Genomic DNA, 21,727 nt, shown 5'->3' on the forward strand with positions numbered 1-21,727 from the left:
ATGTTGCACTCAGGTTAATCAACATGCGAAAGTATAAAGAAATTAAATAAAAGAACAGGTATTGACCCATTTAAAGTTAAAAGATGACTAAAATCAATTTCTCAGATGAATATTTTATGAAGCAGGCACTAAAAGAAGCTCAGATTGCCGCTCGAAAAGATGAAATACCGGTGGGGGCCGTTGTGGTATGCAACAATCAAATTATCTCGAGGGCTCACAACCTTACGGAAGCACTTAACGATGTTACGGCGCACGCCGAAATGTTGGCCATTACGGCCGCTGCCGAATACCTAGGTGGAAAGTATCTGAATGAATGTGCGCTATATGTTACATTGGAGCCGTGTGCTATGTGTGCAGGTGCATTGGGCTGGTCGCAAATTGGAAAAATTGTATTTGGAGCTAAGGACGAAAAAAGAGGTTTTTTAAGGCATGAGCCCCTAATAAAACACCCTAAGACGGAAATTAAAACAGGAATTATGGAAGATGAGTGCTCTGAAATAGTAAAAAAGTTTTTAAAAAATAAAAGATAGATTTTTAAACAATTTCATTTTTTTGTAGTTTTGTTGGTATGGATTTCGAAGATATATATACCAAGTTAGAAAAATGTGGAGCCGAAGAAAACAGGAAGGTGTTTAAACGGCACGGAGCCAAAGGGGATTTATTTGGGGTAAGTTTGGCTGATCTCAAGAAGCTGAAAAATGAAGTGGTTTCGGCTACTGGGGAAAAAGGTGTTAATCATCGGATAGCACAGCAATTATGGAAAACAAGAAACATAGACGCTCGTGTTTTAGCCTGTATGGTCGCCAACCCCGAAATTATTTCCCGAAATGAAGCCAACCGGTGGGTGGCCAACATACAATATTATGCCCTGGCCGATTGTTTTGCCGAATTGATAGCCCAATCGCGTTTTGGAATGGATATTATGTATCTTTGGATTCAGTCGCCCAATGAATATACTAAAAGGGTAGGTTTTTCCATTTTAAATTACATTGCCAAAAACGATAAATCCAGAACCGATTTATTCTTTACCGGTTTTATTCAGAAAATTAAAAACGAAATACAAACTTCTCCCAATAGAGCCAAAGAGGGGATGTGTAATTGTTTGATTTCAATAGGTGCCAGAACAGAAGGTCTAAAAGAGAAGGTACTTCAGGCAGCAGAGGGTATAGGACCCGTTGAAATTGACCATGGTGGCACTTCGCCTAAAACTTTTGTCATAGAAGAATATGTTCGGAAATCCTGGGACAGGAAATAACTCGATTTTGACTTTTTACCCTTCGTAATATTTTTGCACGTATGAATTAGCGCTTGGCCTTTCCGGCATTCTGCAGAATAGCATCCCGCAATCCTGCAGAACGGGCTGTGCCGAAGGATTTCGGGAGGTAGTGCCGAACTTGTTATTCACTGGAAGTAAACTTATTGCTAATATTATTAACATATTGGTATAGGTGTTATTATTAGGCATTGAGAATATTAAAGGCTGGTTGTATTTGCAACTGGCCTTGTTTTTTATAAATACCGTATGCACATGAATTACAAATATCATTCTTATCTTTGGCTCAAATTTTAAAACTGTCGTACTTTGAAGTTTTCCGAATTCAATTTAAATACTGTTTTGCTTAATGCCCTTGGAGAAATGGGGCTTGAAGAAGCTACCCCAGTTCAAGAGCAAGTATTCCCGGTTGCCATGTCGGGCAGGGATGTGGTTGGTATTGCCCAAACCGGCACAGGTAAAACCATTTCGTATATATTGCCATTGTTGCGAAACTTAAAGTTTAGCAAACAAAAGCATCCAAGAGTCCTGATACTGGTACCTACGCGCGAACTGGTGGAACAGGTGGCCGATGAGTTTAAAAAACTGACAGAATATATGAATGTCAGGGTGGCAGGAGTGTATGGAGGCACCAATATCAATACCCAAAAGCAGATGGTTTATGATGGTTTGGATGTGTTGGTGGCTACCCCGGGTAGGTTGATTGATTTAACCCTTACAGGGATCTTACGATTAAAGTCTATTCAAAAATTAGTTATCGATGAGGTTGATGAAATGCTGAATCTAGGGTTTAAACCTCAGCTTGAACAGATTGTGGATTTACTGCCTGAAAGAAGACAAAACCTGATGTTTTCCGCTACATTGACCTATGATGTAGAGGCTGTTATTAAAGATTTCTTTTATGACCCAATAAAAATTGAGGTAGCTGCTTCGGGAACTCCTGTAGATAAAATTTTTCAGTCGGCTTACGAAGTTCCTAATTTTTACACCAAGATAAATTTGCTCCTATATCTTTTAGATACTTATCAGAACATGAAGAAGGTATTGTTGTTTGTGAAGAGCAGAGCCATGGCAGATTTGTTATTTGCGAACCTGGAAGATATTTTTACGGAAGAAGTGGGTGTTATTCACTCCAATAAATCCCAGAATTTTAGGTTTAGGATGCTCAAGGAATTTACCGAAGGTGATTTGCGTATACTCATTGCCACTGACCTTATTTCAAGAGGTTTGGATGTTTCTGAGGTGAGCCATGTCATAAACTTTGATATGCCCGAAGAACCTGAAGCATATATGCACAGGATAGGCCGTACCGGCAGAGCAGAAGCGGAGGGTAGTGCAGTTTCGTTTGTTGAAGAAAATGACTTGGGTATCTGGAATAAGATCCAGAAATTGATGGGTAAGAATGTGAATTTAGACCCGCTTCCCGGAGAAATTGAAGTTTCCGATTTGCAACTCGACAGTGAGACCCCTGAGATTGCGGGAAAATTAATGGTTAAAGCTCCTAAAATAAATGCGACCAAAGGGGCAGCTTTTCATGAGAAGAAGGAAAAGAACAAAAAAGTTAACCAAGGTGGTTCCTACAGGAGAAAACTTGCCGCAAAGTATAGGAAACCAAAAACAAGAGGACAGAAAAGAAAGTAATTTATATAATACTTTTAGATAAAGCTTGTGCGTCCGGGGTGTTTCGAATTGAAATTACAAGTGCTTGTGTTGACGCCAGAGGCACCAAATATTAATAAAATGTATTTAAAATGAAGATAACGACTCTGGCGAGTCGGATATCTGTAAATAATACATTTGATACGCGACGGTGCGGGAATCATTTTTCCAAATGGAGTTGTATTTCTAATGTTAAATATATGCGTCTTATGTCTTTAAAATAAGGGTGTTGTATTTAGAATATACCATAAAAAATGTTAAACCCTCCATTCACCTATTGCTTTTTAATTTAATGTAGTATTTTTCGCAGCCAACCCTAAGCAAAGGAAGAACTTAATATTAAGTAAGACAATGAAGACCCAGAGTGAAAAAGAGCGGTTAGAAGATTGTACAAACGGTCATGTGGATTGGAAGAAGTGGGGTCCCTACTTAAGTGAACGTCAATGGGGAACAGTCAGGGAAGATGACGGAAGACACGACAATCCCTGGATTTCATTCTCGCACGATCAATCCCGCTCGCGAGTATATAGATACGGTGAAGATGGAATAGCCGGAATTAGCGATGATAAGCAACAATTGTGTTTTGCATTGTCGTTATGGAATAAGAAAGATCCTATTTTAAAAGAACGCCTTTTCGGGTTGACCGGACCCAAAGGTAATCATGGCGAAGATGTTAAGGAATATTACTTTTATTTAGACTCTTCGCCAACGCACTCGTACATGAAATATTTGTACAAATACCCTTTAGAGGAATTTCCTTATCTAGATTTGGTAGATACCAACGCAGCTCGCACCAATAAGGACTTTGAATATGAGCTGCTGGATACGGATGCTTTCAAGGATAATAATTACCTGGACGTTTTTGTAGAATATGCTAAAAAATCTCCTGGTAATATACTGATAAAAATAACCGCACATAACCGAAGCAAGGAAGATGCCAGCGTGGTGCTGTTACCCACCTTGTGGTTTCGTAACACCTGGTGGAACTATAAAACTACGGAGCCGTTGATTTCGCTTTTGGATGATAATTCCATCATTGCCAAGAACGATACCTTGGGTGAGTATGTGTTAAGCTCCGAATTGTCGCCGCTTTGGTTGTTTGCCAATAATGAAGACAATAATGAGCGTCTTTATAACACACCCAACGAATCGCCATATGTTAAGGATGCATTTAACGAATTTATTGTAAACAACGTTAGCGAGGCCGTCAACCCGGAGCATAAAGGAACCAAGGCCGGCGCCATGTACGATGTAAATATTCCGGCAGGAGGTAGCGTGGAAATAAAGATGAGACTCAAGGCGGGAAACACGCCGAAGTATAGCTTTAGTAAGTTTGACGATAAGTTTGATCTCCGCAAGAAAGAAAACGAGGAATTCTATCAGGAAATATATCCACCAGACACATCTGATGACGAAAAAAGGATCATCAGGCAGGCATTGGCCGGAATGCTCTGGACCAAACAATATTACGAATTTGACGTATCAGAGTGGCTGAACGAATACCAGGGAGGGCCTCGACGTCATTTGCGTAACAACGATTGGGAACATCTTAAAAATAGTGACATTATTAGCATGCCCGACAAATGGGAATATCCGTGGTACGCGGTTTGGGATCTTGCATTTCATACTTTGCCATTAACCATGGTGGACCCGCAATTTGCAAAGAACCAGCTAACCCTGTTTTTGCAGAAAAATTATCAGCATCCTAATGGACAGATCCCCGCATATGAATGGAGTTTTAACGATGTTAATCCGCCGGTTCATGCTTTTGCCGTAATTACACTCTATAAAAACAGTAAGCAGATGCAGGGATTTATAGACAAGGAATTTCTGAAAAACTGCTTTGATGGACTGGATAGGAATTTCCATTGGTGGATCAATCACAAAGATCCTAGGTCTACTAATGCTTTTCAAGGAGGATTTTTGGGGCTCGATAATATAGGTGTTTTTGATCGAAGCCATACATTGCCTACGGGTGGGCATATAGAACAATCAGACGGTAATGCGTGGATGGCTCTTTATTCTCAGAATATGTTAGAGATCTGTCTTGAACTGGTACATTTAGGTTATAACGAGTACAGGGAGAAGGCGGTCGACTATTACAATCATTTTCTGGAGATTGCTTCTGCAATGGATAAAATTGGAGACAACAATGACGAGATGTGGGATGAGGAAGACCAGTTTTTTTATGATGTGTTGCGTTTCCCCGATGGAAGTGCTACAAGATTAAAGGTGCGCTCGCTGGTTGGATTACTGCCTATGTGCGCCGCAACGGTTCTGGAGCCCGATCATTTAGAGATGTTGCCGTCTATTGCAAAGGAACACAAGTATATGATTACCAGAACTAAAAGGCTGTCTAAAAACATAGCTAATCCGTTGCTAAAGGGTAAACATAACCGAAGGCTTCTAGGTGTATTAAATGAAGATAAATTAAGGAGTGTACTTAAGGTTATGCTCGACGAAAACGAATTTTTAAGTGACTATGGCATTCGTTCCTTATCGAAATACCATGAAGAAAACCCTTATGTGTTTACCTGGAACGATGAAGAATTTACGGTAAAATATGTGCCTGGAGAATCAGACAGTACCATGTTTGGTGGTAATTCCAATTGGCGCGGTCCCATCTGGTTTCCTGCAAACACTGTAATTATAAGGGCTTTGTATCAGCAATATGCTTTTTATGGCGACGAGTTTAAGGTAGAATGCCCAACCGGATCGGGAAATATGATGACCTTGATTGAGATAGCCCAGGAAATTATCAAACGTCTGGAACGTATCTTCTTAAAAGATGAAAAAGGATACCGTCCCGTTTACGGTTGGTACAAAGAGTTTCAGGAAGACGAACACTGGGAAAATAACTTGTTGTTTTATGAATATTTCCATGGTGATAATGGAGCAGGGATAGGTGCAAGCCATCAGACGGGTTGGACTGGAATGATTGCCTATTTGATGGTGATGTTTAGAACAACCAATTTTAGCAAATTAATGGAAAAATCGCACTGGGATAATGAAACCCAGTATAAAAAAGAGGTAGAATAATATATGAGGGTGTTCTCTAAAAACAACATAGAGGACACCCTTTTCTTTTAACCCGGATTATGTGTTTTCGAATGCAAAAAGGTTTGGTTGTTGAAATTTATGAACCTGAAACGGGGACTAACCTTGCGGACAAATCTGGGTCTTTCATATCCGGATCGAGCGGGAACATGGGGCGGTTAATTCGTTTATACCCCAATCTATCCAAATCCTGATCTACGCCACCGGGTGTTAGCGCCATCAACCAATCGCCTCTCATATTATAGAGTTCAGGGACCAGATAGCCAATTTTCACCACAACGATATCCGCTTCTCGGGGAGTAAGATCCAAGTTTGTGAAATCAGCTTCGTGGTGATATGGTTTACGCTTGTTGGTTACGATCACATATACATTGCCCACTTTTACAACCACTTCGGTTTGGGCATGCTTATCTCCTTGTCTGATAGCGGTTATTTCGCCAGAGAGTTTAATCGGCGGGCAATACCTATCGTCTACCATTGCTCCTACATTTGCAGTTATTTTTGCACCAACACCTAAACCTATAGCTTTCTCAGTTAATTCCGGCCCCGGAATAGAGGCGTAAATAAGAGATGGACCGTCTTTTTTCTTGAATTCAGGTCGGTTTAATATCTCGTTCAATGTCCAGGTAACATCACCGGCCCCTCCAGCAGTGGGGTTGTCGCCCATGTCGCTAATGATAAATGGTTTCTGGGTGCTCGTAACAGCTTGGTCCAGACACTGGTGCAATGGTGCCACAGGAGCCACAAAATCGAATTGTTTTCTGACTTCCCAAAAGCTTTCCGCTAGTTCCTCGGCACCTTTGGTAACGTTTTCTTTGTCGTCTCCAACCGTCATAACCACAGCTTGGTTTCGAGGTTCGTCGGCCCAGGCGTATCCTACCCAAACGGCTGCATCAACCACGCCTTTCTGATTTGCGATTGGGGCTACCTTGGCGTATAAACTTTTACCAGGTTCAATGCGCGTGCTTGTTTTTTCTCCCGGTAATAATATGGGAACGGGAATCCAGGCTTTGTAGGCTGGTTTCCCAAGCCCATTTTCTAATCTATATAGCAAATTATCAACGGCTCTTTTCTTCGATTCCATGGCATCTTCGTGCGGTGCCATGCGATAACAAGTCATTAAATCGGTGTTTTTAGCCAAGCGCCACGATACATTTCCATGTAAATCCATACAGGTAGATATTATGGTTTTGTAACCCACAACGCCTCTTATACGTTCAATAAAGTCGCCCTCGGGATCGTCTATTCCGACCACACTCATGGCGCCGTGAATATCTAAAAACAGGCCATCGTAGGGCATGTTTTCGCTCAGTATATTTAGGGTCCGGGATACCAGGGATTCATAGGCTTCTTTTGTGACAATGCCACCGGGTAGTGCTTTCCCCCTGAGTGTTGGAAACCAATGTGCCCTTTTGCGATTGGATGAATCCTGAGAGAAGAAAGGATAGTAGGCAAATATCTCATCTTTGATTTGTGCATGAAACGCCTCTTCTTGGGTCTGTGCAGGGGAAAACGTACTGGACTCTATGGCAATACCCGCAATAGCGATTCGAGGCAGTTGCTCAGCAGTTTTTTGGTGGCAGGAAACTATTGTAAAAGCTAACGCTAATAGTGTAAAATAATTTTTAATCATGGGCTGAAATTTCATTTCCTGCCAATATATAAAAGTCTTAATAAAGGATAAGTCTATGTGGAGTCAGATATCGTTTCAGCACAAAATTTTCATCTTTTGGCGTAAAAGTAATTATATGAATCATCCCTCGTTTAGTGTAGCAATAATATCGGCCTTGAATTTATCCAGGTCAATCATCACCACTTCTTTGTTTAATGGCTGTTTGAGTGCACTATCTAAAATCTGACTTTGTTTTCCGTATGCAGAGCATCCCTTGCACATAGATGTATGCATGGCCAGCTGCAAATTCTCCATAAAACTTAATGGATGATCTAACTTCTTCTCAACCAATACTGTTGCCTTTAGGCACGACAACATTATTAAATGCATTAATTTTTTCATTTCGTCTGTCTGTATATATTCCCAACAATAGGCAGTTTTATTCTGCTATAAACCAATTTTTTTCGATACATGCGCGGAGTTGAAGCTTTGCCCTGTGAATCATTTGCCAATAATTGGACGATGTAATCCCTAACTCCTTACAAATCTCTACCCCTTTTTTTTGAATCAGGTATTTAAGCTTGACCGTAGCGCTCCATTTTTCGGGTAAAGCGTCCATGCATTTTTTCAATACTCCCAAAAACTCCTGGTTATCCAATAAATGACCTTCATCCTGGTTCCATTCTTTAGGTCTGCTCTCGTTTTTCCAAGTCCCATCTTTGTTAAAAAAGTTGGATAAGAATGAACCATCGAAGGGAATATGGGCCTTCGATTTTTTTCGATAAAAGTCAACTATTTTATTGTTTAAGATGGAGAAAAGCCATGTCTTTACGGAGCTTTTGCGTTGAAAGGAATCTATTTTTTCAACTGCTACCACAAAGGTGTCCTGTACAAGATCTTGAGCCATTTCGGCATTTGATGTTTTGTGGTATGCCCAATCATATAAATCGGAAGTGTACTTTTCAACCCATTCAATTATCTCAGAATTTGCCATATGGAATTAAAATATTAATTGCTAACAATATAATAATAAGCTGTCATATTTTTTATGTTGTGCGCATGAAAAAAAATAATGAAGTGGATACTTTGGTTTATACAGGGTACAACTAACTATCTATCAGACAACCAAACGAGCAATGTGGCCTAAGGTTCGCGAGTGTTGCTTTTTTACTATATTTGCGCAAATTATCATGTGAGATAAATTTTACAACTTAATTCCCCTGCCTTACAGAATGACTAGGGAAACAAGCAATTAAGTTAAAACAATAACCAGAATTAATCGAACGCAACTATATGCAACATGCATATAGAAATAACGTAAATTGTATGAAGGCATTTGTATTTCCTGGGCAAGGTGCCCAGTTTGTTGGTATGGGAAAAGACCTATACGAAAATTCAGAAGAAGCTAAAGCGCTTTTTGAGAAGGCGAACGAAATCTTGGGTTTCAGAATTACTGATTTAATGTTTGAAGGTACCGACGAAGACCTGAAACAAACCAAAGTTACTCAGCCTGCTATATTTTTACACTCTGTTTTGCTAGCTAAAACAATGGGTAGCGATTTTAAACCGGAAATGACTGCAGGTCACTCACTGGGTGAGTTTAGCGCGCTTGTAGCTGCGGGCGCCATGTCGTTTGAGGATGGTTTAAAATTGGTTTCTCAGCGTGCACTGGCTATGCAAAAAGCTTGCGAAGCAGAGCCTTCAACAATGGCTGCTATTGTAGGATTGGAAGATGCTATTGTTGAGGAGGTGTGCGGAAGCATCGATGAGATTGTTGTTGCTGCCAATTACAACTGTCCGGGTCAATTGGTTATTTCCGGTTCGTTTGCAGGAATTGACAAGGCCTGTGAGGTGTTGACAGAAAAAGGAGCCAAAAGAGCTATCAAACTTCCGGTGGGGGGCGCTTTTCACTCTCCATTGATGGAGCCTGCGCGCACTGAGTTAGCCGCCGCTATTGAAGCAACAGAGTTCAACGCTCCTGTTTGCCCGGTTTATCAAAATGTAAGCGCAACGCCGTTTACCGACCCTGCCCAAATTAAAGAAAACCTGGTGGCTCAGTTGACAGCCCCGGTTAAATGGACGCAAACGGTTCAGAACATGATTGCCGACGGAGCTACATCGTTTACTGAAGTTGGTCCTGGTAAAGTATTGCAAGGATTGGTTAAAAAGGTGGACCGAAAAATGGAGGTTGCAGGAGTCAGCAGCTTATAAGAGATTAAACGGATAACCTTATAAAATTAAAAAACCGAAAGTACAGATGTGCTTTCGGTTTTTTTTACTGGATAATTAAACCCGCCATATGCATTAGGAAATCCCAGCCTGCAGGCTGGCACGCATTATACCCTGAAATTGCTTCAAAACAAGATGTTGTGCTGCTTTTGGACCGTGTTCTATTTTATGGTTTGGATAATGGAACAAATACTAAGCACTAATTCACAATCTCGTCAATACTCACCTTCTTTTTGGTGTGGTCGTCATCGTAATCAAATAACATATTGCCATTAGTGCTGAGAGTTAAGGAATTGAGGTTATACCAAACGATTGCTTTTCCTACGGATACACCATTTAAAAATTTAAGTTGGTATTCATCCGTATCGGTCTCCACAATTTGCATATTGCTATTGTTCTTGATACGCATGGAGAAAAGAGAAACGTTTTTACCTTTATAAGTTTCCACTTGTACTATACCACCTTTATTGCCAACAAACTGCATACTCAATAAACCTTTGTACACATCAGGGTTTTCTTTTCTGAAACCGGGGTTGTTTTTCTGAAGCAGGTTACGAACTGTTAATCCTGACATACTCCCACCGTTTTGAGATAGCAGTTTAATGGCGGCAAACAAGCTGGCCATATGTCGGTTTACATTAGCAATTTTATAATTATTAAGGTACGACTCTAATTGATCTTCGGCGCTGTATGTGGCACTCGATAGGGTGATAGGTACATCTTTGGTAAGTCCTTCCACCTCTCCGACGATACCCCGAACAACTACTTCGTTTTTGGAATCTACCGTGATTTTTGAGGCAAAACGAACCTTATCGGTGGGGAAAGATAGCAAATCAATCTTAGTGCCATCAGGACGATATTTGCCGTAAAAAGCCAGCTTTTTGCCTTCCGGCACTTCAAAGTTGATGTTCTCGGTTAGGATGGGTTGCCCACGGGTTGATAATCCAAGAATCAGGTGTGCAGGTGTTTCGCTTGCGCACAGTCTGCGCTGATTCATATTAAGGGAGCCGGCATAGTTTATTAAAGCATAAACGTTGCCTTGCTTACCTACATTAAAAGCCTGGGTAAAACCATAATCGGAGCATTGAAGGGGCTGGAACCACTCCAATTTCCCTTTTTCACTATAGGTCGCAAACCATAAATCCCGGGTTTCCGAAGCTGCACGATAGCTTCTGTCTCCAATGTTCACTTGGTCAGAAAACCATCCTGAGACAATATATTTCCCATTATCCGACATTTTACGGTCGCTAATAAAAATTTTGCCCTCGTTGTTTTTTTCGACCGATTTAGCAATCATCTGCCAGATATTTCCCATCTGGTTATTGTTGTTGATTTTAATAGCCAACGGTTTGTAGCCTTCATATTCAGGCATTACGGAACCTATAGGAGCATTGATGTAGGTGGGGTCGCAAATGGTATAGGTTTGACCCGCAACGTCAAAATTGTAACCTTCAACGGGGTGGGTAAATGAAACGGCCGCTGCCATATGACTAAAATAAGTTAAGGCCACCACATCTAATCCCAACAAATCATTGACCAACCGGGTAAACAATACAGTTCTGTCTTCGCAATCGGAATACGGATAATAGAAAATCTCATCGGGGAAAAACATTTTTTCTTTCCCAAACTGGTCGCGGTCGGTTTTGTATTCAAACGAATTGTGCAGATAGTTTAATAGATAAGTCACTGCTTCAGTTTCAGTCAGCCCATTGATGCGAGGTTGGATGTATTCGTACAAGTCATCCTTCACAGAACCCGACATGGCGGCATTTAAATAAACGATATTGTCCGTTTGCGGATAACTGGCCAAAAATGCCATTGTGGTTTTATCCATTTGAAGTTTTAGAGATTCATTCTCTTTGGGTAATTTGGTGGTTTTGGTAACGGTATTTGAATTTTCTGTAAAATTTAAGCTGTAAGGCAAGTGCAGGTCAATTTTTTTAGCGGCACCGTCAAAGTTATCCTCGTAGGTAAAAATATTTTTCTTGCCCAACTTATCGTCTATCAGGTAGTAGTTGGTTCCTGCAATGCTGTAATAAGGTTTCTCGAATACTTGCTGCATAAAAGGTAACATCAAACATACGGTGCTACCGCTGTAGCCAATTTTGGCCTGGTAGCCTGCCTGGTTGAGCATAGCCCACTTCCACATATCCTGGTTGTTGGCCGAAGTAAACAGTTTTTTTGAAGATTTGTCTATCAGTTGATAAATACCCCAGTCGTTTAGGTTGGTTTTCTGGGCATAGTTTACCAAGGATTCAATGTAGATTTGATAGTGAGTGGCAGTAAAGTCGTCCCAATAACTCGCAAAGTCCTTGGGTTTAACGGAGGAAAGGTTGAGGTTCCGGGTTCTTTTGTCCACATATAAATTTACCATGCTTCCGAAAAAATCCACCGTCAAAGCTTGTTTATATTCGTCCATCCCTTCCGGGGTGGCAACGATGGGGGCAATGGAATAGGCTGGGGCATCTTCTAAAACTACTTTTGGTGCAACAGGCGCTGGCACTTTTTTGAATGGGGTGGGTGTTTTTACTGTGCTGGTTGGTTCAAACTTTGGTTGATCAACAGGTTTAGGGACCTCAACGGGTTTTACTTCCTTTTCTGTTTGTTCTACTTCCTTAAACCCTCGTTTCAAGTAGCTCTCAAAGGCCGTATTCATCCTCTTTATTTTGGATTCGTACTCCTTTTGCATGCGTTCCATTTTCCGTGCATAATCCTGCTCCATACGCTGCATCCTGGCCTCGTATGCTTTGTTCATGCGCTCAAAAGGATCTTTTTCTGTAGTTTGTGCATAGGTGCATGTGGCTATAAATATTGCTGCAATAGTTAAGATAAGAAAACTCTTCATTGTCTTATTTTTTAGTTTGTAGCTTTAGTTTTATTTTTTGCATAAAGATATCGGGAAAATGCATAAAACAAAAAGTGTTCCGTAAATCTAATCCTAATTTTACGGACATATTGTGATATGCTCCAAATCGAAGAAAAGTATAATGTTTTTCGATTGTAATCGAATAGACACTTAAATGAAGTCTAATGACAATTTTAGGATAATACTTTCGGAATGAAATCGGGAATGATAATCTATTTGAAATAGATGAAAGTATAGGCTATGATATCTCGAAGGATACAAAAGAAGGTTTCGGCTGACATCTTTAAAAGGAAACCATCGTTGTGAATCCTGATCATTATTATGAGTATTGGATGCAACAGGTAGAAGCGTACAAATAAACTCTATTATATTGGAGATATGGACGTTTTTTGCAAAGACTAATCAAATTTTGTCCACATAAATCAATATCATCACCCAAAGATAAAAGGAATTAAAGTAAACAAACATCTTTCTAAGGTGAGATGAATGCCCCTCTTTGTTGGCTTTTAAAGTGATGTGCAATGACCAAACCATCATAGCGATGCATGATACGGTCAGCGGCCAAACAATACCTTGGTGGCCTACCAGTTCGAAGACAGGAAGAAACAGAGCTGAAATATAAGTGGCCAGAAACCAGATTAAGTTAATTCTGACCACCTGCTTTTTAGATAAGACATCAGTAATTACCGGAAAGCCCGCCTTTTTATATTGTTCTTTATATTTAAGCACCAATAGCCAAAAGTGAGGCATCTGTCCAAGAAAAAAGAAAAAGGCCACGAAGTGAATTCGGGCATCAATTATTGAGCCACCTGCCGCAACCCATCCTGCAATAGGAGGAATAGCGCCAACAATAGCCCCCGGAAATACCGAGAAAGCACTGCGTGTTTTCATAGGGGTATAAATGACATTATACCAGAACAGCCCAATCCATCCCCAAAGTACGGCTTGCCACCCAAAAAAATACAAACACCATGTGCCGGCTGCCGTAAACAGAAGGATGATGGCGATGGCAAGGTTCTTGGTCATTGTTCCAGCGGGCAAAGGTCTATTCTGAGTGCGGGCCATCTTGGCATCCCGCGGAATTTCTTGCAATTGATTAATGGCTGATGCTCCGGCAGAAAGGAAAAATATCCCCAATGCTGCCAAAAGTCCGTCCCACGAAAGTCGCTCGTCAAATAAAACATATCCGGCATAGGCAGTAAGCGCTATGGGAACGGATATGGAGAATTTCCCAAATGTTCGTATTGCTTTAAAATTAACCATGATTCAAGAATTAATTGAACTGCCATGCAAATCAGCCATGCCACTTTTTTAAAGGAAGTGCTATGCGCAATGCATAGGCCAGGGCTCTTTATGTATTTCTTTTTTAACCGATCACTATTAATTACTCGATAATGACTCAAAGTATTGGATGAGTTGCTTTATCTCATCTTCCGATACCTGGTCTTTATAGGATATCATCAAACCTTTGTCATACCCTTTTACGACTTCGACATTGGGATCATAAATTGAACGCCGGATGTAATCTTCGTCGGCTTGTATCTCTATCTCCTGCCCATCTTTTATTACAATTCTGGATCTGCCCAATATGTTTTTATAGGATGGTCCAACCAACTTAGAACCGTCGGATGTGTGGCAAGCATTACAACCATATTTTCTTAAAATACCTTGTGCGGCTATACGCATGGCGGTTTCTGGATTTATGTTAGCAATTGCAGCTGAATCTACCTTATTCCATTCCTCAAATTCCTTTTGTGGCATCACTATGACCACCGATTTCATATATGAATGTCTTAGTCCGCAATATTCGGCACAAAATATTTCATACTCACCCTCCTTTCCTGATTCAAACCAAACTATGTCTTCTTTACCCGGAACCATATCTTGCTTTAGCCTGAAAGCCGGGATGTATAAGCTGTGAAGTACGTCTTGTGCGATTAAATCCAGCTTAACGGCCTTGTTTTTTGGTACAAATAGTGTATCCGTAATCTTTCCGTTTTCATACTGGAAAGAAAAGCTCCACATGCGGGCGATTGTTTTAATAGGTATCGCATCTTCTGGTGCATCCTTCTGGAAACGCCAACCCGACCAGCCATAATAAAACATAATCACAACTAGAATAGTTGGGATCACAGTCCATACGACCTCTAGCGTGTTGTTTCCCTCAATCTGGGTAGCTACGGCATTTTTACTTTTTCTGTACCGGATAATATAATATACCATCACGATAGTAATACCCAACAGAAAAAACAACGAGATACCAAAAATAAAAACAAAGGTAGAATCTACCTGTTCAACAAAGTTAGAGGCGTTATTTGTATTCGTTTCAATCATAGCTAGCGGAAATTATAGTCCAGGAATGTGATTAAAATGACCAGTCCCACCAATATAAAAATGGCAGGAACAAAAATTTGCAATATTTTATTGTCAAATTTCAGGTGCATAAAATATATCAATACCAATATTGATTTAATAGATGCCAATAGTAACGCAACAAATACTGTTAATTTGCCGAATTCTATTTGTGTTACGGCAACGGAAATTAACGTGAGGGTAATTAATGCCGCAAGTACCTTAAGGTATACTTTATATGGGACGATATGTGAATCACTATGTTTATCCATGCCTTAAAAATTTATGTGAGGAGGTAAAATAATGGGAAAAGGAAAATCCATATCAAGTCAACCAGGTGCCAGTATAAGCCCGAGTTGTCAAGTAAAACCGGGTTGTCATCCGTTAAGGTATTGTTATTTACTCTAACAAAAACAATGGTGATAAGAATAATCCCAACCAGGATGTGTAATGCGTGAAGTCCGGTCATAAAAAAGTATAAACCGAAAAATAAAGTATCACCATTACCCAGCCCTTGAAGCGTCTCGCTGCTGGGGAAAAAACCATGTTCAAATTTACCTTTCCACTCAAAGTACTTGTTGACCATAAAAAAAAGAGCCATCAGTAGTGTAACCATCAATAATCCTAATGTGAGCTTTTTGTTTTTCAGACGTATGGCCGAGCTGGCCATAGCAATGGTGGCACTACTCACCAGCAGGATAATGGTATTAATGCTTCCAACGGTAATGCTTAATTGTTGGGCTGCCAAATGGAAGGCCTGTGGATTTAAATAACGGTACACCCCGTAAACGATAAATAAACCTGCAAAAAGTAGTAGTTCGGTAAAAATAAATAACCACATCCCAAGTTTGGAGGCCTCGTCGTCGCGGTGAACATGCTGAATTGTTGCGCTTGTATCCATAGTTTAGTTTTTAGCTGTAATCGTAAGGGCCTTTTTTTACCACTGGTATTTCTTCAAAATTCTCTAGTGTAGGGGGAGATTCAACAGTCCATTCCAGGGTCCGCCCTCCCCAAGGATTTTTTGTGGCAATAGCACCATTTTTAGCGGAACGAACTAAATTGTAGAGAATAATCATCAATCCGATAAAAAGCACCCAGGACCCAATGGTAGAAACAATGTTAGGCCCATGAAAGCGTTCTACATAGTCGTAATAACGACGTGGCATACCAGTCATCCCTAAAAAGAACATGGGGAGATAGAGTGTGCAAAATCCAATAAAGAAGAATAACCATCCTGTTGTGGCCAGCCGGTTGTTATACATGCGTCCCCAAATTTTGGGAAACCAGTAATGGATAGCGCCCATGAAAGCGAAACCAACACCCCCAAATACGATAAAGTGGAAATGAGCTACTACAAAGGCTGTATCGTGCAAGTGAACGTTTAGCGAAAGAGCTCCCAAGGCCAATCCCGACAATCCACCAATCATAAAAACAAACAAAAAGGATGCGGCCCAAAAAAACGGAGGTTCCAATTGAATAGAGGCCTTGTGCAATGTGCTTACCCAGTTAAAAACTTTTATGGCACTTGGTATTGCAACAATAAATGTCAGCAGTGAAAAGGCGTACAATGCTGTTCCGCTCATGCCGGAAGTAAACATGTGATGGCCCCATACAAAGTACCCCACAAAAGCAATGGCCAAGGTTGAAAATACAATGGCTTTATATCCAAATATTGATTTATTGGCAAAGGTGGGAATGATTTCGGAAATGGCGCCCATGGCGGGTAATATCATTATGTAAACAGCAGGGTGCGAGTAGATCCAAAATAAATGTTGGTACAAGATAGGGTCTCCGCCTAAGGCAGGGTCAAAAAAACCGATGTTCAAAACTCTTTCTCCAACAATCATTAGTAACGTAATACCTACTATCGGAGTGGCCAATATCTGTATCCAAGCTGTTCCGTATAATGTCCAGGGAAACAAAGGCATCTTAAACCAGGTCATACCGGGCGCTCTAAGCCGGTGGATAGTTACAATAAAGTTGATTCCTGTTAATATGGATGAGAAACCCAGTATGAAAGCTCCCAGGACAGCAGGTAACATATTGGTGTTGGTTTTAAAACTATATGGAGCATAAAAAGTCCAGCCCGTGTCAGGAGGTCCGCCAGCCATAAATAATGAGGACAAAGCAATAATGGCACCTAAGACATATACCCACCACGACAATAGGTTGAGTTTGGGAAAAGCCACATCCTTAGCGCCAATCATTATGGGCAGAAGGAAGTTGCCAAATATAGCCGGTAGTCCCGGTATCACCACCAAAAATATCATGATGACACCATGCAGGGTGAAAACGGCATTATAAGTTGCCGGGTCCATTACTGTTTTCCCTGGTGCCAGCAACTCCAATTTCATAGCTATGCCAAGCAGAACTCCAGTAAGAAAAAAGGAGATAATGGAATATAGATAAAGTAATCCTATTCGTTTATGGTCGGTAGAAAATATCCAGGCGAACAGCCCTTTGTATTTACCTTTCTCGTCCCTAAAGCTAACATAAGTTTGGTTCAATTCTTCTTGTGACATATGTGGCGTGAATTAAGTTGTTCTTCTTTTAGGTTTAACGGTTAGTACAAAAAGCACCAGTCCGGCTATAACAATTATTAGTATCCCAGCCATTTTGGTAATGTTCAGCACGTACGATTGTCCCACCGGGTCGTAACTGTAACAAAACTGTAATATACGGTTGACCGTTGGTCCCGGGATGCCTTTGGAGGCTTCGATAACCGCTAGCTTAAGCTCGAAAGGAAGAAAATAGGTGCCGTTCAGATAGCGTGTTATTTTACCCTCCGGACTTAGCAAGACTAATCCGGCGGTATGAATAAAATCATTACCGGTTCTTTTGTAAGAAAACCCGGTAGCGTTGGTCAGCTTGGCCACATTGGCGCTGTCAGCTGTAAAGAATAGCCATCCATTCTCGAATCCATCTTTCTCAACGGTCAAAGAATAGTTGTTGCGTTTCTTTTTGGCCAACACATGGTCTTCTTTGTAGTCAAAACTTACGGTAATTATTTGGTAATCTTCCCCCAGATCCATGTCAGATAGATTTACTACTTCGGCAATTCCATCCATTAAAGGAGTGCAAACGCCCGGGCATCTATAATAAACAAAGTTTAAAACCGTGGGTTTATCTTTGACAATGGAGCTTAACAATACCGTGTCTCCTTCAATATTGATGACTTCAATATCGTTTGGAATATATTCATCCAAGTGTTCGATTACGCCGATTTTTTTGATCTCTTCCGCTTGGGAGGGTAGAAGAGTACACAGCAATAGGCATAGAATGATAAGGTGCTTCATACTTTATTCTTTAAAAATTGTAAAATATTACATACCCTATTGCCTTCGTGCGTTTAAATTAGTTTTAGGATGGCAGTATGTGAGATTAAGGCAACAAAGCGTGATTCTTTTTCACTTACCTTAACAACAAAGTTCGGATAATGTTTAGTTTTATATGAATGCCTAATCATTTTACAATCCAATCCATTATGATGAAAAAATAGCCTGCTTAAACTAAACAGGCTACATCGATCTAATTCTATACTTTTTAAGGCGCTACTACTTAATTTTTTCCAGTAATGATTTGTTGCTTCTCGGTTTTCTGGCGTGAAGTGTAGTCTCGCGTTTAAGCTTTTTCTCAGCACGTCTTTCCTTTAATGATTTCTGGGCATTCTTCTTTTTCTTGCCATCGTGAAGCGATCTATCGTGTGACATAAGCAGATGTTTAAATTAAATATTAGGAATTACCTTCATATACAAATTTAAGATAGTGGTATGCTGATGTCAAGACTGTTATGTTAAAATAAGAAAGATATTATTGTTTGTTGATGGATATTCTCATGTATAAAACACAATATTTTAATATATGAAGATATTAGCTGGGCTTGAGGGTTACTAATGTCCTACTTTCTGTTGGGTTCAGCTTTTAAGGGATTTTCCGGCCACTTATGCTTGGGGTATCTTGCCTTTAATTCCTTTTTTACTTCAAAATAAGCATGGTTCCAAAAACTGTTAAGGTCCGAAGTTATTTGAACGGGTTTATAGCCAGGGGATAAAAGGTGCATCAGTAAACCTATCTTGCCCCTGTTAACGGTTGGTGTTTCTTGCCATCCGAAAATCTCTTGCAATCGAACGGCTAAAACGGGAGCTTCCCCATTGGCATGGTATTGTATTTTTATTTTTGAACCTGTGGGGACTTGTATTGATTCAGGAGCTAATGCATCTATTAGTTGCTGTTGTTTAAAATCCAGGTGATGTTGAAGCACGGATTTTAAACCCATCTTTTTTAGATCTTCCGGCCTTTTTATTTGGGTTAGATAAGGGCCAAGCCATTCTTTGTTGTCTTCAAGTAAAGATGATGTACTCACATCAGGCCAATTATCAGATGGATTCCATTTTCGAAGGCTTAAAACCCTGTTTTGCCATTGTGTTACGTCTGTGTTCCAATCCAACAGGTGCGCTCCTTCTTTGGCAATAGCTTTTGAGATAGCCGAAATCTTCTGTTCTTCATCAAATTCTTGCAGCGGTTTGGATTGTAGTACAATATGTCCAATGCATAAGTTCTTCTCCGCTATAAAACCGCCTCGCTTGGTGTCCCATTCTACCTGTTCCTTTTCTTTAACCAGAGGAGCCAGGTCTCTTGGGTTAAGCGGGGATGCCATAAATATTTTGCCAACGGCATCCCTCATATTTAGGTTTGCGATGGCCAGCCAGGGTTCATGCGCCAGGTCGTCTTTATGTCCCGCAGCGGCAATGGCACCATTGGCTAATTTAAATTGAGCATTATTGCCCGGTTTTGCATGGGCAATCCTTTCGGGATATGCATGTACCAAAAGTAAACCTGTTTCAAAAGGGTCAACAGAATTGTTGTCCACTTCAATGTTTAATAACTTTCGATATTGAGCAGCTATTTTTTCTATTCTGCTTAGTATTCTATTGGAGATGATTCCTTTTCTGCTTTTTCGCAAAGCTTCCACCCGCAGGTTGATGTCAACGCCGCTTTCTTTATCCAGAGGATCTCGCTCTTCCAAAATAGCCGCCAGATCAGTTGCCACATCTGCGAAGCCCTCCTCTTTGGCCATAAGCAACATATGTGCAATTCGCGGATGGCAGGGGAGAGAATTTATTTTTTCTCCATGTTTTGTAATTCTGCCATTTTCCAGGGCATCCAACTGATGCAGTAAATCCGTAGCTTGGAGGATGGCACCTTTAGGTGGAGGGGTTAACCAAATTAGCTCGTTAGGATCAGATATTCCCCAAGCAGCCAAATCCAGAACCAATGAAGCCAAATCGGCTTCCAAAATTTCCGGGGTTCGATGTTCTCTTAGTCTGTTTTGGGTGGCCTTGCTCCACATTCTGTAACACACCCCGGTTTCTAAACGGCCGGCCCTGCCTGTTCTCTGGTCGGCAGCGTCTTTGGTGATTTCAACAGTAACCAATTTTGAAAGTGCTGAGTTGGGATCAAACCTCATGGTTCGGCCAAACCCGGAATCAATCACCACTTTAACACCCTGGATGGTCAAGCTGGTTTCAGCAATGGAAGTGGCCAGGACTACCTTGCGTTTTCCGTTTTTATCCGGCATGATAGCCGCAAATTGTTTGTTGGGTGTAAGTTGACCGTATAACGGGTGAATGGCAATTTGGGAAAGACTCCTTTTTAAAATAGCTTCCGTTTTTCTGATCTCGGCTTCTCCAGGCAAAAATATAAGTACGTCCCCCTGCTCATTGTCAACCGCTTTTTTCGCCAATCGTGCGGTCAATTCTGGTAACATCATCAAATCGGCATCACCCTCGTATTTTATCTCAACCGGATATTGTCTTCCTTTGCTTTCTACAATTTCCGCTTCCAGCAAAGCCGATAGTTTAGGCAAATCCAAAGTGGCCGACATAATCATGATGCGCAAGTCGGGACGGAGAACTTGTTGTGATTCTCGCGCCAATGCCAGGGCCACGTCGGCAAATAAACTACGTTCGTGAAACTCGTCGAATATCACCATGCCAGCATTCTCAAGCGCATTGTCCGATTGAAGCATTCTTGTCAGAATTCCTTCGGTAACCACTTCCACCCTGACTTTGTCAGATACACAGTTGTCGAATCTGATTCTATAACCAATCGATTCGCCTACTTTCTCACCCAATAAATCGGCCATTCTTATGGCAATGGTTTTTGCAGCCAATCGCCGAGGTTCGAGCATGATTATTTTTTTGCCTTTCAGCCATTGTTCATTCATCAAAACCAATGGTAAAAGCGTACTCTTTCCCGCTCCCGCTGGTGCGTGAACTATCAATGTGTTTTCTTTGGATAGTCCCTTTTTTACATCTTCAATAATCTCAACAACCGGTAAACCGGTTTTTCTGGCATCAAAACTCAAGGCAATACATCTTTAAAAATGGAGTGCAAAGGTAAGGAAAAGTTGCTAGTTGATTGGCCAAAGGGCAATTGTTTAAAATATCTTCTGGAACAAGTCTAAATCATTGCCGCTAAAGGAGGATAAGAAGGTTGAATTGTTGCCTTTCGTTTCACCATCAATTAATCCTGTTCCATTCATCGTTTTCACATATCTGAATCAATTCTCATTTATCTAACAACTATTTACTAATTTAGCCGCCGATTTTTTTATTTTGAAGTACGTGTTTGTTAAAACAGGATTGTCTAATATTCCGTAGAAGCTGATGCTTCCGGG

Annotated in this window: 17 protein-coding genes; 5 read left to right on the forward strand and 12 right to left on the reverse strand. The window is 40.8% G+C overall.

Annotation, left to right across the window (positions count from 1 at the left end; all coding sequences use genetic code 11):
• Window positions 1-83 precede the first annotated feature (83 nt).
• The 4 genes from ACRD64_RS15915 to ACRD64_RS15930 all read left to right on the forward strand — a co-directional run bounded on the left by ACRD64_RS15915 (window position 84) and on the right by ACRD64_RS15930 (window position 5,971).
• Window positions 84-530, forward strand: a complete 447-nt coding sequence (locus ACRD64_RS15915) for a nucleoside deaminase (protein WP_430934443.1) — start codon at window positions 84-86, stop codon at window positions 528-530.
• Window positions 531-568: 38 nt separating this feature from the next.
• A complete protein-coding gene (locus ACRD64_RS15920) occupies window positions 569-1,255 on the forward strand; it encodes a DNA alkylation repair protein (RefSeq protein ID WP_430934444.1) in 687 nt (228 codons plus the stop codon).
• A gap of 327 nt (window positions 1,256-1,582) precedes the next feature.
• Window positions 1,583-2,914, forward strand: coding sequence for a DEAD/DEAH box helicase (locus ACRD64_RS15925; protein ID WP_430934445.1), 1,332 nt, complete (start codon window positions 1,583-1,585; stop codon window positions 2,912-2,914).
• 369 nt (window positions 2,915-3,283) lie between these two features.
• Window positions 3,284-5,971 (forward strand): MGH1-like glycoside hydrolase domain-containing protein, encoded by a 2,688-nt coding sequence (locus tag ACRD64_RS15930; RefSeq protein ID WP_430934446.1) that lies wholly within the window; start codon window positions 3,284-3,286, stop codon window positions 5,969-5,971.
• Window positions 5,972-6,068: 97 nt separating this feature from the next.
• Here the strand turns inward: ACRD64_RS15930 and ACRD64_RS15935 are convergent, their stop codons facing one another.
• From ACRD64_RS15935 to ACRD64_RS15945, 3 genes are all read right to left on the reverse strand, one after another.
• Complete coding sequence (locus tag ACRD64_RS15935; RefSeq protein ID WP_430934447.1) at window positions 6,069-7,622, reverse strand: M81 family metallopeptidase; 1,554 nt, start codon at window positions 7,620-7,622, stop codon at window positions 6,069-6,071.
• Window positions 7,623-7,742: 120 nt separating this feature from the next.
• Window positions 7,743-8,003, reverse strand: coding sequence for a hypothetical protein (locus tag ACRD64_RS15940; RefSeq protein ID WP_430934448.1), 261 nt, complete (start codon window positions 8,001-8,003; stop codon window positions 7,743-7,745).
• A 37-nt stretch (window positions 8,004-8,040) separates the two neighbouring features.
• Window positions 8,041-8,595 (reverse strand): sigma-70 family RNA polymerase sigma factor, encoded by a 555-nt coding sequence (locus ACRD64_RS15945; RefSeq protein WP_430934449.1) that lies wholly within the window; start codon window positions 8,593-8,595, stop codon window positions 8,041-8,043.
• Window positions 8,596-8,927: 332 nt separating this feature from the next.
• Between ACRD64_RS15945 and fabD the strand changes: the two genes are divergently transcribed.
• Window positions 8,928-9,812 carry an ACP S-malonyltransferase gene (gene fabD / locus ACRD64_RS15950; protein WP_430934450.1) on the forward strand — a complete coding sequence of 295 codons (885 nt, stop codon included), beginning with the start codon at window positions 8,928-8,930 and terminating at the stop codon, window positions 9,810-9,812.
• A gap of 217 nt (window positions 9,813-10,029) precedes the next feature.
• Here fabD and ACRD64_RS15955 read toward each other — a convergent pair whose 3' ends face one another.
• From ACRD64_RS15955 to hrpB, 9 genes are all read right to left on the reverse strand, one after another.
• On the reverse strand, window positions 10,030-12,675 hold the full coding sequence (locus ACRD64_RS15955) for a hypothetical protein (protein WP_430934451.1): 2,646 nt from the start codon (window positions 12,673-12,675) through the stop codon (window positions 10,030-10,032).
• 423 nt (window positions 12,676-13,098) lie between these two features.
• A complete protein-coding gene (locus ACRD64_RS15960; RefSeq protein ID WP_430934452.1) occupies window positions 13,099-13,959 on the reverse strand; it encodes a protoheme IX farnesyltransferase in 861 nt (286 codons plus the stop codon).
• A gap of 117 nt (window positions 13,960-14,076) precedes the next feature.
• Window positions 14,077-15,030 (reverse strand): cytochrome c oxidase subunit II, encoded by a 954-nt coding sequence (gene coxB / locus ACRD64_RS15965; RefSeq protein WP_430934453.1) that lies wholly within the window; start codon window positions 15,028-15,030, stop codon window positions 14,077-14,079.
• 2 nt (window positions 15,031-15,032) lie between these two features.
• Complete coding sequence (locus ACRD64_RS15970; protein WP_430934454.1) at window positions 15,033-15,320, reverse strand: cytochrome C oxidase subunit IV family protein; 288 nt, start codon at window positions 15,318-15,320, stop codon at window positions 15,033-15,035.
• 11 nt (window positions 15,321-15,331) lie between these two features.
• Window positions 15,332-15,949, reverse strand: coding sequence for a cytochrome c oxidase subunit 3 family protein (locus ACRD64_RS15975; RefSeq protein ID WP_430934455.1), 618 nt, complete (start codon window positions 15,947-15,949; stop codon window positions 15,332-15,334).
• A 10-nt stretch (window positions 15,950-15,959) separates the two neighbouring features.
• A complete protein-coding gene (locus ACRD64_RS15980) occupies window positions 15,960-17,570 on the reverse strand; it encodes a cytochrome c oxidase subunit I (RefSeq protein WP_430934456.1) in 1,611 nt (536 codons plus the stop codon).
• 12 nt (window positions 17,571-17,582) lie between these two features.
• Window positions 17,583-18,344: an SCO family protein gene (locus ACRD64_RS15985; protein ID WP_430934457.1), complete on the reverse strand. Its 762-nt coding sequence runs from the start codon at window positions 18,342-18,344 to the stop codon at window positions 17,583-17,585.
• Window positions 18,345-18,602: 258 nt separating this feature from the next.
• On the reverse strand, window positions 18,603-18,758 hold the full coding sequence (locus ACRD64_RS15990; RefSeq protein WP_430934458.1) for a hypothetical protein: 156 nt from the start codon (window positions 18,756-18,758) through the stop codon (window positions 18,603-18,605).
• Window positions 18,759-18,946: 188 nt separating this feature from the next.
• Window positions 18,947-21,415 (reverse strand): ATP-dependent helicase HrpB, encoded by a 2,469-nt coding sequence (hrpB, locus tag ACRD64_RS15995; protein ID WP_430934459.1) that lies wholly within the window; start codon window positions 21,413-21,415, stop codon window positions 18,947-18,949.
• Window positions 21,416-21,727: the final 312 nt, after the last annotated feature.

Source organism: Saccharicrinis sp. 156 (genome assembly GCF_050589685.1).
Lineage (GTDB): Bacteria > Bacteroidota > Bacteroidia > Bacteroidales > Marinilabiliaceae > Saccharicrinis.

Bases quoted from the DNA above. Each gene is read 5' to 3' on its own strand.
- ACRD64_RS15915 (WP_430934443.1), top strand. From the start codon at position 84: ATGACTAAAATCAATTTCTCAGATGAATATTTTATGAAGCAGGCACTA.
- ACRD64_RS15920 (WP_430934444.1), top strand. From the start codon at position 569: ATGGATTTCGAAGATATATATACCAAGTTAGAAAAATGTGGAGCCGAA.
- ACRD64_RS15930 (WP_430934446.1), top strand. From the start codon at position 3,284: ATGAAGACCCAGAGTGAAAAAGAGCGGTTAGAAGATTGTACAAACGGT.
- ACRD64_RS15935 (WP_430934447.1), bottom strand. From the start codon at position 7,622: ATGATTAAAAATTATTTTACACTATTAGCGTTAGCTTTTACAATAGTT.
- ACRD64_RS15940 (WP_430934448.1), bottom strand. From the start codon at position 8,003: ATGAAAAAATTAATGCATTTAATAATGTTGTCGTGCCTAAAGGCAACA.
- ACRD64_RS15945 (WP_430934449.1), bottom strand. From the start codon at position 8,595: ATGGCAAATTCTGAGATAATTGAATGGGTTGAAAAGTACACTTCCGAT.
- fabD (WP_430934450.1), top strand. From the start codon at position 8,928: ATGAAGGCATTTGTATTTCCTGGGCAAGGTGCCCAGTTTGTTGGTATG.
- ACRD64_RS15955 (WP_430934451.1), bottom strand. From the start codon at position 12,675: ATGAAGAGTTTTCTTATCTTAACTATTGCAGCAATATTTATAGCCACA.
- ACRD64_RS15960 (WP_430934452.1), bottom strand. From the start codon at position 13,959: ATGGTTAATTTTAAAGCAATACGAACATTTGGGAAATTCTCCATATCC.
- coxB (WP_430934453.1), bottom strand. From the start codon at position 15,030: ATGATTGAAACGAATACAAATAACGCCTCTAACTTTGTTGAACAGGTA.
- ACRD64_RS15970 (WP_430934454.1), bottom strand. From the start codon at position 15,320: ATGGATAAACATAGTGATTCACATATCGTCCCATATAAAGTATACCTT.
- ACRD64_RS15975 (WP_430934455.1), bottom strand. From the start codon at position 15,949: ATGGATACAAGCGCAACAATTCAGCATGTTCACCGCGACGACGAGGCC.
- ACRD64_RS15980 (WP_430934456.1), bottom strand. From the start codon at position 17,570: ATGTCACAAGAAGAATTGAACCAAACTTATGTTAGCTTTAGGGACGAG.
- ACRD64_RS15985 (WP_430934457.1), bottom strand. From the start codon at position 18,344: ATGAAGCACCTTATCATTCTATGCCTATTGCTGTGTACTCTTCTACCC.
- ACRD64_RS15990 (WP_430934458.1), bottom strand. From the start codon at position 18,758: ATGTCACACGATAGATCGCTTCACGATGGCAAGAAAAAGAAGAATGCC.